This is a genomic window from Tateyamaria pelophila (assembly GCF_019966495.1).
Classification (GTDB): Bacteria; Pseudomonadota; Alphaproteobacteria; order Rhodobacterales; family Rhodobacteraceae; genus Tateyamaria; species Tateyamaria pelophila.
The window spans coordinates 15,483-28,966 of record NZ_JAIMIA010000056.1 but is presented as its reverse complement, the minus strand read 5'-3'; the positions used below and the strand labels follow the sequence as shown (position 1 = coordinate 28,966).

Annotated in this window: 3 protein-coding genes; all 3 read left to right on the top strand. The window is 57.4% G+C overall.

Annotation, left to right across the window (positions count from 1 at the left end):
• The coding region (locus LC354_RS16430) for a hypothetical protein (protein WP_223425751.1) at nucleotides 1–1,426 on the top strand (1,426 nt) is incomplete at its 5' end.
• Nucleotides 1,423–11,904 (top strand): RHS repeat-associated core domain-containing protein, encoded by a 10,482-nt coding sequence (locus tag LC354_RS16425; RefSeq protein ID WP_223425750.1) that lies wholly within the window; start codon nucleotides 1,423–1,425, stop codon nucleotides 11,902–11,904. The genes LC354_RS16430 and LC354_RS16425, both read left to right, overlap by 4 nt.
• 65 nt (nucleotides 11,905–11,969) lie before the next feature.
• The gene (locus LC354_RS16420) at nucleotides 11,970–13,358 is read left to right on the top strand and encodes a hypothetical protein (RefSeq protein WP_223425743.1); all 1,389 of its coding nucleotides are present in this window, start codon (nucleotides 11,970–11,972) and stop codon (nucleotides 13,356–13,358) included.
• Nucleotides 13,359–13,484 lie beyond the last annotated feature (126 nt).

Here is a 13,484-nt window from a genome sequence, read left to right as displayed (position 1 = left end):
GGTCGACTTCTCGGCGGAGCCTTATGACGAGCCCAATGACACGGTGGCTGACGCCACCCCGGCGGACCTCGGTCAAGAGATCGCGCTGCGTTTGATGCCGCGCGCCGATCTGGATGTGTTTGCGTTCACCGCCCCGGGCGACGGGGCGTTTTTGGCAAGCTTTGTCGCGGATGGCGGGCATGCAGACGAGCGGTTCCAATGGTTTGACGCAGCCGGAACGCTGCTGCGGGGCGACTGGGAAAGTACGATCTCGGTGCGCGCAGGCGAGCGCTACTTCCTCGAAGTACGCAGTGACAACGGTTATTGGGAACAGCAGGCGCGCGAGGACGAGGTGCGGGTACGGGTCGACTTCTCGGCGGAGCCTTATGACGAGCCCAATGACACGGTGGCTGACGCCACCCCGGCGGACCTCGGTCAAGAGATCGCGCTGCGTTTGATGCCGCGCGCCGATCTGGATGTGTTTGCGTTCACCGCCCCGGGCGACGGGGCGTTTTTGGCAAGCTTTGTCGCGGATGGCGGGCATGCAGACGAGCGGTTCCAATGGTTTGACGCAGCCGGAACGCTGCTGCGGGGCGACTGGGAAAGTACGATCTCGGTGCGCGCAGGCGAGCGCTACTTCCTCGAAGTACGCAGTGACAACGGTTATTGGGAACAGCAGGCGCGCGAGGACGAGGTGCGGGTACAGGTCGACTTCTCAGCGGAGCCTTATGACGAGCCCAATGATTCAATTGAAACCGCCGTTCCCGTCGCGCCGGGCGATCTTGTTCAGTTGCGGCTTATGCCACGAGTGGACAGGGACTATTTCGCAATAGTCGCGCCAACAAGCGGAACGCTTATTCTTGAGGTGATCGAAGATGGTGGTCACGGCAACCTACCGTCGTATTGGTACGATGTTAATGGGACGATTTTAGCGGAACGAACGCGCAGCCACCCCGTCGAAGGCGGGCAGTTGATATTCTTCCTAATTATCAGTGATACCGGATACTGGAACGAACAAGCGCGCGAGGAAACCGTGAAACTGCGTGTGCGCCTGCAACGGCCAGACGGTAGCTTTGTCGGTGAGACCTTGTTGCCTAGTGAGGTCAGTATGTTGCCATGGGAACGGGTGGTGGTTCCAGCCCAATCCACCGTTCCATTCATTGTCTTTCAACCGCCGCAGCGCGGGCTTTATCGCTTAGGGGGGCTGCCAGATACTGCAACTGTTGTCTGGACCGATTTAGAGACCAATGACGTGTTGGAAGGAGTTTTGCATGACCTTCAACCCGGTCGCTCGATCGGGATCGAAGTTCTAGATGCCGGGGATCGCGAGGGCGCATCGACGTTGACGATTGAGTTGCTGTCACGTGCGATGGGACGTCGAGATGGACTGTACACAAGGTCGCCATTGTTGTCCGGCAGTGATTTATTTTCGGGGGTTAGCGAATGAGATTTAGAAACAAACTCTTACCTCTGCTTGTTGGGATGTTCGCCTTCCTTTCCACCGTAGCTTTGGCCCAAGAGGACGATTTAGTCTTTGCCGCACCGCCTGACATCATTTCCCCACTGCCGAGCGAACTGGCTTTGCCCGAGACCTTTCACACGGACATCGTGGATATGTCTGGCCGACTTGGCTTTGGGTTCGTTGACCTGTCAATCGGCGCGCGTGATTGGCCGCTGACCATGTCACGGCATTATAGTCAGGGCGCACTCAATACCGGGATGGGTCCAAATTGGGCTTGGGCTTTTGCCACCAGAATTGAACGGGATCGCAACACTGGCACGCTTTATGTTTACGAAGATAACGGTGGCCAGAGTGCATATGTCCAAACTGCGGGATCTGGATATGAACCGACTGCAGGGCGACTTGAGGCAAAGATCTATGCATTGCCTGATGGCGGTTTTCGCAGGCTTTATTCAGATGGATCCCAAGAGGTATTCAACGCAGATTTGAAGCTTGCCAGACGGCAAGGCCCACAAGGGTTTGGCTATGATCTGCTTTATGAAAATGGACAGCTTGCCAAGGTTGTTCATGACGACGGCCAAGCCTTGGCGCTAAGCTGGGATAGCGGACGCGTTGTGCAGATTGCCGATATGCTGAACCGCGTGGTCCGTTTCGAGTATGCCGGAGGCGTCTTGGCACGAACCATCGATACGAGAGGTCGCGAGACGGTCTTTGACTATGGCGATGCGGCCATCCTGACCGGAGTGACATTCGTCGATGGGGCCAGCCTTGAGATCGAATATGATGTGAATTCTCGGGTGCGGAGGTTGACCGGGCCCGGAGCGCTGAGCACAGCATTTGATCATTGGGGTCGGGCGGGTGACGGACGGCTGGTCCAAACCCGAACGGATGCCGCTGGACAGCAACACCGCAGTGAATTGATCCGAGACCCGGTCATGACGGATCAATACACGATCATCGATACGCAACCCGACGGCATTCGCGTAGTGCGTGACCACCGTGACGGGCAAGTCGATGTTAGTATTAACGGAGAATGGGTTGGCGGGGTCATCTTTGATGCCGTGGGTGATCCACGATTGCTTGTTGATGAAAATGGCACCCTTCCTCTGCCCGAAACCGGGTCCACTGATGTGTCTTATGCCGCGCCGGACACCTATGGGCATCCTCAGCTTGTGTTCCGGGCGGAGGGATCATTTTGGCAGAAAAGCGATCCAATTGGTCGCGTGACCGCAATTGCCGGTGAAACAGGGCAAGTCGAAAGATTTACTTATGACGAGGCCGATCAACTGATTTCGCATCTCGACCTAGAGGGGATTGAAACATATTATACCTATGACGCGGCTGATCGACCCAAATCCTGGCGTACGTCTGACGGGCGCTGGATGGAATATGTCTATACGCCCGAGGGCTTGATATCAGACATTCGTGGCAGTGGTACTTCGCCGCTTCACTACACCTATGATCCGCTCGCGCGTTTGGACACGCTGAGCGATGGTGCGCAGATCCTCAAAGCGCACTATCGCTCGGACGGATTGATCGAAGCGATGTTGGATGGGGATGGAAACGGTATTCGGTTTCGCCGCGATACGGTTGGTCGGATGCTGGAAATTGAAGATGTCGGAGGAGTGTCGATTGCGCTTGATCCGTCGGACGGGACGGTGATGGCCGACGGGGCCGGGCGTGTGCGTGGGCTGGTCATTGACGATCAAGGAGCCGAAGCCTTTGCAGGGGAACGGGGCGCGCTAAGCTACACTGAAGAGCTTGAGGATGGCGGTCGTTTGGTAACCACTATCTTGCCCAGTGGGGACGGACAGATTGAACGATTGGACGCCTCTGGCGCGTTGATCTCTGCTGAACGTCTGAGCGATGAGCCGTTCATCATTGAAACGGACGAACAGGGCATGGTGGTACGCGCCGGCGATCCATTGATGCCGTCGGTGATCAGCTATAGCCAAGATGGCTACGTGACAGAAATTGTCGACGAAATTGGTGTGCCGACGCTGTATGAGCATGACGAAAGCGGGCGGCTTAACGCGGTCTCTTCTCCCTACCTCGCGTTTGAATTGATCTATGAAGAGGGCGGGGAAACGCCGGTTGCGCTGCGCTCCAGCGATGGTGTCACGCTCACGCAGACGGTAAGCGATGACGGGGGTACATTACGTTACACGTCTTTGGATGCTGCCGGGATCGAGCGGCAAGAAATTATCGAACTGGATGATCAGGGGCGTGTGGTCCGGCAGGTCGTTGATACGGTTGTCACCGAAATGCGGTACGTCGACGAGAAAACTACTGAGATGACGACGACCAACGGTGATCGGGTTTTGTCTTGGGTCGAGGTATTTGACCCAGATCGCAACCAGTCGACCTTGACCCGACCGGACGGCACGCAAACTGTGACGACATTTGATGCAAGTGGTCGCGTGGTGGCGCAAATGTCACCTGAGATGCAGATCAGCTATGAGTTTGACCCGGAGGGGCAAATTCTGGCGGCGACCGTCGATGGGATCCGGTCTGAACTAGGTGACAACCATCAAACGTGGACTGTCATCGAGGAGGTGCAAGTTGAACCGAGTGACGATGGTGTTGTCCGAATTCAAACCATCGAAGATCCGCGCGGCAATCTTTGGCAGGCAGGAATTGGGTATGATGGAACAGAGCTGTGGTCCAAAGATCCGCTTGGAGGGGTAACGACAGTTCAGCGCGCCGCGACTGGGCAGATCACCGAAGTGATCGATCCCGATGGCCGGATCCAATATGCAGTTTACGATGATCTGGGCCGCGCGATTGAAATGGGCGCCTTGTCGGGGTGGGCAAAGGCGTTTGGCTGGGAAGGCACAATGCCATCTGGCCAAAGCTATTCCGGCGGTTCTCAGATATTGATCGAACCCAGCGAGGATTGGTCCAGCTTCTCGGCACTGGTGAACGGCGAGATCCACAACACGATCCGTTTCGATGAGAATGGTCGGTTAAGCGAAGCGGAAAATGCGATCGGTGTCATCCGTTATAGGTATGCCGAGGACGGGGCCAGTCAGAGCGTCACAGATGCATTGGGACGCCAGCTTTCTTTTGAGTATGACAGTTTGGGCCGGATGACGGCCTTGGTTCTGCCTGAAGGGGACCGTATCGGATACGCCTATCCATTGGGTGAAGGTCAGGTTCAGATCGGTCCGGACGGAACCCGTACGCAGACCGTTTATGATCCGTCGAAAGCCACATATCACCTAACTACCTCAGATGGGGCCGAGGCGGATGTCTTGTTGGCGACAAATTCGGTCCTAGCTGAGGTCGAAGTGCGCGCAGGGGCGGGCTCAGAAGGCCGATTGACCGTTGAACGCGCCGAAGACAATGCCGTTTCCGCGCTGACATTGAACGGGCAAACGCAGCGGATGGAGCGCGACGCGCTCGGGCGATTGGTGGCGGTGAATGAAGGGGATGTGCGATTAGAATGGTCCTATGACGGCTCCGGTAACGTCCTGACGACACCGGATGTCGATGACAGGGCTTACAATTCCGCGTGGCAGTTATCTGAAAATCAGGGGGAGACCTTGGCCTATGACATGGATGGCCAGCTCATCCAGAATGGTCAGATCACTTATACGTATGATGCAGCCGGCCAGTTGGTCTCGGTAAGCGATGGCGCACGAAATGTGGCGTTTGACTACGATGCGTTTGGGCAAATCGTGCGCCGAACTGCCGGGGACCAGATTGAAGAGTACCTCTGGTTCGAGGGACGGCTGATTGCAGTTTATGGTGCGGATGGTGCACGTATTGCGCTGATCGAGCGAAATGAAGCACTGCCCAATTACGTGCGACTGCATATGGGTGACGAGGTTCGCCTGTTGGTACCAAATCAAATTGGCACGCCCGTATTCGAAGTTGTCGGTGGCGAAACGAAAACGCTGGCACTTTATGATACGTGGGGTCAATCGCGGGATGCGCCTGCGGATTTTGCGCGTTGGGTGGGATATGCAGGGGGTCTGACGGACCCGGAATTCGGCTTGATCCATACGGATGCGAGGGTCTATCTGCCCGCGCTTCAACGGTTCAACGCCCCGGATCCAATGGGTATCGACAATCCATCAAACCCCTATGCTTACGCAGCACTGGACCCATTGAGCTATGCGGACACGGATGGGCACGAGGCCCATACGGTTGGCACCGGAGGTGGCGCACCACAAGCAGGTGGACCCATGCCAGGACGCGGCTATCCTCCCGGCAATGTCGGGTCAAACCCGAGGTACCGAAATGCCTATAACGCGATGGTACGCGATCTGGAATCAATCATTGCCAATGATAGCAGGCCTTCAGTGCGGTCCGGGGCAAATCAAACTCTGCAGCAGCTGCGAAGCCCTGCGACCAACCTGCATTTTGGATCGGACGTTGCAGGATACGGTTATCAGCAAGGTGGAAATCTCCACGTTAATCCGGGCCGATCTGTCTTGCGCGATCCGCGCGCGGCAGCTGGTATCCCCAGTCCCCGCGGCCTGACCGGTGTTGTTGGGCATGAGGGGCGCCATCTTTATCAACGCGGGCTAGAGCAAAACGGCCGATACACGATGGGTCGACTATGGAAGGAATTTGATGCCCACCTTCACGGGAGCAATCTAGAGCGCGCGGCAGGAGGGTTTCATCCCCCCGGCAGCGAACGCCGTTTGATGCGTCAGTCCATGAACTATGCGTTCCAGACTGAGTACAGGCAGTATCTTCCGCGCGGCGCGGACGGGCATTTGCCAAATACATTTCAGAATTCGCCGTACCGGGCGGCCCGTAGTTACACGCCGTGGACAGGCTTCTCTCAGATGACGCCCGAAACGATCGTGCGTAATGCGCGGTTACATATGCCCGAAGTACCTGCGCATCATGTGCTTGATGATTGGGTGCGCACAGCTGAACATTATCGAAGCAGTCCGGCCCACGAATATGCGTTGCGGAACTCTCATTTGGGTCATGATGCGGCCTATACGCGTGATCATATGATCCGTCAGGCCCGCGCCGCGGCATCGCGCGCGCGAACCGCCGCACTTGCGCCTCCGCGTCCAATGCCACAATTGCCAAACTCTCCGGGGGCTGTCGCCAGCGCGACTAACCCGCCGCCCGCCGCGCGTAGCATTCCGCGAACCAGTCCAAATCGAGCCACGATTGATCCTGCCCGCGCGAATGCTCCGGATGCGCCACGCCCCCCAGCCCGTACCGCACCGCCGCCCCAGCCCGCACGTCATGCAACGCAACGTCTGCCTGCGGTTGACTCTCCTGCAGCGCGGACCCAGGCACCTAACGCGCGGACCACGCAGCGCTTGCCTGCCGTTGATTTACCGGCAAATGGTCGCCCTCCTTCGACGTCACCGCGCCCCTCGGGCAGTGCGCCAAACACTGCACGCCCTAGCGCACCGCGGCCTCCGCACACAACGGCACCAAGACCGCGCCCACCAAGGGTTCAAGCCCCAACGGCCAGACCTCGCCCCCCCGCTACACAGGCGCCGCCTGCGCGTAATCCGCGTCCGGTTGCGTCCCCGAACCGCCCTCCGGTGCAGCCCGCATCCGCACCCGAGAGACCCATTGTGCGACCACAGCCATCAACGCCGGATGCGCCCAGAACACCGCGTACGCCGACCCCGGATGCCAGCGGCCCACGCAGCCTGCCGGACCGTCCCGCCGTGCCAGATACTGCGCGTCCGTCGCCGTCAGCGCCGCGCCCGTCGGCACAAGGTGGTCGATACCGCGTGCCAGATTTGGATGGGGGACCGCGCGTCTCTCCACCGCCGCGGACCGCAGGGGGAACCCCGACGGCGCGACCTCCGCGCACTGCGCGTGCCCGACTCTATGGATCTCCGCCAAGTGGCGGATCAGGTCTTGGTCGCGGATTTGGGCGGGCTTTGGGTGCGTTGAGCATCGCCTCTGATGTCTACAGCACGCACCTTTATTTGACCGGCCAAATTGGCCACCGGGAATACTGGACCGGTATGGCATTGAGCGGTGCAGGGATGGTTTTGCCGTATCCTTTGAATGCTGCAATTGCCGCCCATCAGGTAGGTGGGGCGCTTGGTAACTATTTGGCATACAGGTTACTTGATGCAGCCAGAAACGGCGACAAGGCCGCCCAAGCATTTCTCAGTTTTCTGCAACGGTCCGGGTTCATCAACGCCAATGACCCGACCTTTGTCGCAATGTCGGAATACGGGCCACCGCTGCTGCGAGGTGGGTCTATGTTGATGGTCGCCGGGCAGCCTCAGTGGGTGGCTTTGACGCTTTGGTCAGAGAGCGCCCAAGACGTTTCATTGGTACTGGTTGAGCCTGAAACCGAGGAAGAACAGGAACTGGCAAGCCTGTCACTGGTGCCGGGCGCCAATCCGCAGCTGTTTGCACCAGATATGTTTGTTGATCTCACGATCGGCACCTACGCGATCTTGATAGTTGGAGCCGACGGAACCCGCACTCCCGCCTATCTGATGGGTGTAATTGACACGGAAACTGACAGCACAGGAACCGACACAACTGCCGCGTTTTCAGCGGTGATTTCCGTCGCCGAGACACGATTGAAATCCACGGATTTGCCATGGGAGCGTTTTGATCGTCCCGAGCCTTTGCTGGCGCAAGCTCCCGATGAGGGTGTGACCCTAGGAGGTGCGTGGATTTGGGAGGAGGTCACGACTGGCCCAACCGACCAAGCCCATATTGGCGGCGGGTCGGGCCCCCCTGTTCATTACTTGCTTTGGGATGCGCCGCATCGGGTCATCGCGGGCGACAATATCATTCAATACGTCTATCTGCACCCTGAAACTCCACCGGCCCAGATCGTTTTGCAAGTCTATGACGAAACGCTCTCAGCGGCGCACCGCGCAAGCTTTGGTGCGGATCTTCTGCCCTTCGAAGACCGGTCGGGCTATGGTCACATTGCATCGGGTCCGTTGCCCTTGCCCGGCACTTGGATGCGGTTGCGCATCCCTGTTTCAGAGATTGGGATGGGGGGACGAGATATTGCCGGGTTGGCGTTCTACGCCGTGGACGGCAAAGCATATTTTGGTCCAACCCGGCTGTCTGGCGGTGAAGATGTCTCGCCGCGGATCGTGTCTGCTGCGGATCGGGATTATTCCGGTGCGCCAGAAGCAGATTTGACAGCAGAGCTTAGTTTGCCTGAGCCTGGCGATTTGACCTTGACGCTGGTGCTAGGCAATGACGCCGAGGTCCCACTCTTTTCTGGTCCGATTGCAGCCGGGCAACGTTATTTCTGGTGGCAAGGTGATGCGGGCATCGCCAATGGCGCGCGGTTACGTGGCCAATATGCTCCGGCCGGAGGTGATACGATAGATATCAACACGAACGTGGGTGGTAATCCGGCCCTGGTGGCGCGTTTGCTGTACCCACCCCAAGGTGCTGTGGTGCGCCAAACGGTACCGATTTTTGGGCAAGCCGGGGGCAAAGGGTTCAGCCATTACCTTGTCGAGATGCGCAGTTTTGGGACGGGCGACGAAAGCTGGCAAGAGTTGATCCGTTCAACCAATCCGACAGTCATGACGCAGCAAGAGGTCACCCGGCGGATCGATACGATCCTTAGCCAGCAGCTGCGGTCGACAGTTTACGGCAATCTCGCGTCTCTGGATACCGGATCGGCGCTTCACAGTTTTGAATTCGCCGAAAGCGGGCCCGTGATGAAAAGCGGGTGGATCGAGGTGCGATTGCGCAGTTTCGACGCCGAGGAAAATTTTGCCGAAGCAAGTACAATGGTCCGCGTAGGAGAAGTGGCCACAGGCCAAGACAACACGACACTGACCAGCCCGGATGGGTTGGCCAGCCTCAGTCTGCCTCCGTTTGCCCTCAATTTGGGAATGGGTGCGCTTTCAGTCGATGTCGCCGACAATGCGCTGCCGCCAAATGCACCCGAGGCGGCGGGACGTCTATACGGGTTCGCACCGCAAGGCCTTGCGTTCCGTGCACCTGTGACTTTGTCGTTGGAGAGCGAGGCGGGCAGATCGGTCGCGCTATTGGATGCATCTGGGGCGGTGACCGTTCTGGCTACGCAACGAAACGGCAACCGGATTGAAGCGCAAGTGCCTTCAAGCCTGCGCCCGACGCGGTTTTACGCAACAATGGCTGAACCGCCTCAACCATCGTCCCAACCGACCCAATCCAACGCGCCATGGTTCGCCGATGCGCCAGAACCGGGATTGCAGTTGGCTGTGCGTGACCCGGGTCGAGGTGTCGTCGATTTTGCTGCGCCAGTGTCGCTTGACCAACCGCTTGGACTTGTTGCACAGATCCAGATCGGAGATACCTCAGGGCTGGCGTTGCTGCTCAGATTTGATGGTGATGCGCGTCTTGTTCCATTGGGATCGGAACGATTGGGCAGTCGGGCGGCTTTGACAACGCCACCTCTGAATCTGGAACCAGGTGACGCCCCCCAACCAATATTCCTGTTGCTGTCGGAATACCTGCCACAGGAGGCGAGGCTTTTGGAAGGTGTTGAGCTTGTCAAAATCTCTTCGGCAGCCTGGCGGACATTTGCAGCCGATGTTCCCCCACAGGTTGCGGCGCAACTACTGTCGCTAAGTATCGGAACGCTGCCTAACACTGCCGAGACTTGGGCATTGCCCAGCGGGGAAGCGCTGGCTGCTGAGAACGAGGGCTGGCAAAGCTTCATGTCCGAGGACGGCCAGATATGGGTTGGATTGATCGACCGCACGCCACCACTGATCACTACGACGGAACCAGCAGAGGCAGGGGAATCCTCTGAATTGCTCCCGCGTATTTCGTTTATGGAAACGGGCGCCGGGATTGCTCGCGTGCAGACAGAATTGACTGTGAATGGCATTTCCGTTCCAACTGAGATCATCCAATTTGACACCGTCAGATCAAGCATGTCTGTCCGCTTGGGCGAAGTACCCGGATTGTCCGTACCCAACGGCGGGGAAGTCATTATCAGATTGGTGTTGGTCGATCAGCTGGGGCATCGCTCTGACCCGTTAGAGTGGCGCTGGCGCTATCGCGCCCAAGCGCTTGCCTTTGGCAATCTCACCCAGCTTACGGTTGACGGGGGCCGAACGCCTGCGTGGTTGCCAGATGGTTCAGGGTTCATCTTTGCCAGCCAGCGAGAGGGGCAATTCGACATTGCTAGTTATGATCTGGCGTCTGCGCAAATCACTTGGCTGACCGAGACTGGCGGAAATGAAACCAACCCCGTGATCGGGCCTGACGGCCAGATGGGGTATCTGACAGAAACCGGATTGGTTGTGCAGAAGTCATCTGGCGATGAGCAGTCCATTGACGGTGATTTTTCGGGGTTGGGCTGGATTGCAGATCAGTGGTTAGCCACCACAGAAAACCGGATTGTCGACCCGTTTGAATTGGACGTTTCAATCTGCGAATTTGCGGGTGGGGCAACCATGCTTAACCCGCGGCCAATAGGGCGCCAGGTCCTGGTCACGCAAAGTATCTATCATCGCACCACGTGGCTTTGTGATCTCGAGACCGGAACCACAATGGTTCTGTCAGCCCATCCGGATGCGCCCGCGACCCGTGATCTTGATGCAACGGCTATTACGGACGAAGCTTATTTGTTTGCAAAGGCGGACGGTGAAGGTGGGCTGTGGCGTCGGGAGGTTGGCGCGCGTCGGGAAAGTCTGGTCTTGGACAATGATGGTGGGTTGGATCGGGCGATGATGGTGTCCCCAGATGGCAGCTCCATGTTGTTTGAAAGCGGGCGATCCGGACGTCAGGAAATCTGGCGGATGGAATTTGACCAAAGCGTCGATTTCAGCCTCGATCAGGATCGCGTTTCAGGGGCGGTAGATGCGCCGTTGACCGGGTTCCTTGAAGGACGATCAGAGGATTTGGCTTGGCGGCTGCTGGATGCAGATGGCCAGACAGAGGACATTGCTTTCGAGGTAAACGTGGAAAATGGGGTGTTCCAGCTCACTTCAGCGGAGGCGCTGCCCGAAGGGATATGGCAACTGGAAATGGAAACCGCGAACGGCATTGGGCTACGCCGAGAGTTGATTGTTGATCGCTCGCCGCCGGTATTAAGCATCGCATTGGAACGAGACCCAGACCAATTGGATCTCAGTGCCTTGTCAGCAACGGATCGCATTGTTTTGTCTGGCGCCGATTTGACGAACTTCCGGATGACAGATGCAGCGACTGGCGCTACGCTTGTCGCAGGTCATGCATTTGCCCCGCGGCCCCAAGGTAGCGAGCCACTGCAAATTATTGCTACGGATGAGTTAGGCATTACGACAAACTTGATTCTGGACCTGTCTATTGGAGTGGCAAGCGCGCCCCGTCTGGCACGCATTGACGATGCGAAAGCAGACATGCCGGAAAACACGCCGCCCGTCTTGGATGAGCCGGAAGACTCAATCCCAACCGAAGAGACCTCAGAAGACACGAGAGGTGTACCTTGGGTGTTGCTGCTGATCGGCCTGCTTGTGATTGGTGGCGGTGCGACTGTCGCGCTGAGGCGTTCAAGATGAGGTTAGGTGCCCCAGTAATCCTTGCTCTTCTGGCACCTACTTTGGTCTTGCCAGATGAAATGAGGGTGAGTGCGCCAGAAGGGGCCGAAGTTCCCCGCATTTCGATTTATGATCCCGAGGCAGCCCTAGATGTGCCGCTGGCCCAGATTACCCGCGATCAAGCTGCAGATTTGCCGGATGGCGAATATGTCTACGGTATTGATAGTTTTGCTTGGCGAAGCGCGCGGTTTGATCATGTAGGGGAGACAGAATTGCGCTTGGGTGCGTTGAGCGTTAATGCCCCGGCAGACGCAAGTTTCTATTTTACTTTGCACGATGCTGCGCACGGTGCGCTGGTTCTGCCTATCGCTGAGAATGGCACAGTCGCGGTTCCCGAAGGATTGTTTGAACTGCGCGCAGACTTGGCCGAGGCGGGCTGGCCGGTACAAATTGAGCAGGGAGAAACGACAGGTTTTCCTGTGGGGGCCATGAAGGTTGAAACACCTCTGGCCATGGAAAGCGTGATCTATGTTGCCCAATCAACGGCAGATTCCATCGCCGGTATCCTCAGGGCAGAGACCCCAGTCTTGACGTTGCCCGAAGGTCGGTATCGGTATCGCAGCGGCAATCTCGCCGAAGTTCACTTTGTCGATATTGCGGATGGCGAGACCGTTGAGATCACATCGCGATTGATCCGGATGGTTAGCGGCTCTGGATCAGGGGGATTGAACCTGAAAACCGGTGATCAGGTGTTCCGCGTAGAAGAAGGTACGACCGCCAATGTGATTGTGTTCAACGACGAAATGATTGTACTTGAAAGCGACGAAGGTGCGGTGTCTACATTGCCTGTTTCACCGGAGTTTTGGCTTTGGCAGAATGCAGACGGGAGCTTTGCTCACGACGTTGGGCTGCCGGTCGATTTGGCCGAAAACCAGCAGAATATCGCCCTGCCCGGAGATACCGTTAGGCTTGTATCGCATATGGGATTTGAGGCCTCTGTCGATCTGCGCGTGCTGCAAGGTGATACTGAACTTGCGACGCAGACCTTCGGGCTAGGCACCGGCTGGCGTGAATTTTCCATCGCGGTTCCGGAAAGACTGTCTCCGGATGTCCCTTTGCGTGTTAATATTGCGACCGGACCGAAAGGAGCGAGATTGCAAGGGCAAATAACGGACATTCCAGTTCACCGTTTCCTGACCGCGGACCTCAACGGCCTGATGCAAGCGTCTGCGAGCACCACCGAGATCACCCTCACTTGGAGCGCTTCTGAAGAACCGGGCGTTCATGGGTACCGTGTGTTCAGGGGTAATTCTGAGTATCCAATTTCGGGAACGGCGCCCCTCCAAGATGCAGAATTTACCGACATTGCCTTGTCGGCAGGTCGGGCATTCATCTACCGGGTTTGCACGATTGATGCGTTGGGTCTGGTTGGTCGATGTGACGAGATCACCGCTCAGACGGTGGATAACGGCTAGGTTTGAGGTGCTCTGAATAGCCCCTAGTATTGTAGACGCTTTCTTCCCTAATTTTGAGGCAAGGAGGCCGTTATGGGGAAGCCAAATTTCAGTGAAGATTTCAAGCGTGATGCGGTGCATCAAATC

What these genes read in the sequence shown, in the direction of transcription:
- LC354_RS16425 (WP_223425750.1), top strand. Translation starts at nt 1,423, where the DNA reads ATGAGATTTAGAAACAAACTCTTACCTCTGCTTGTTGGGATGTTCGCC.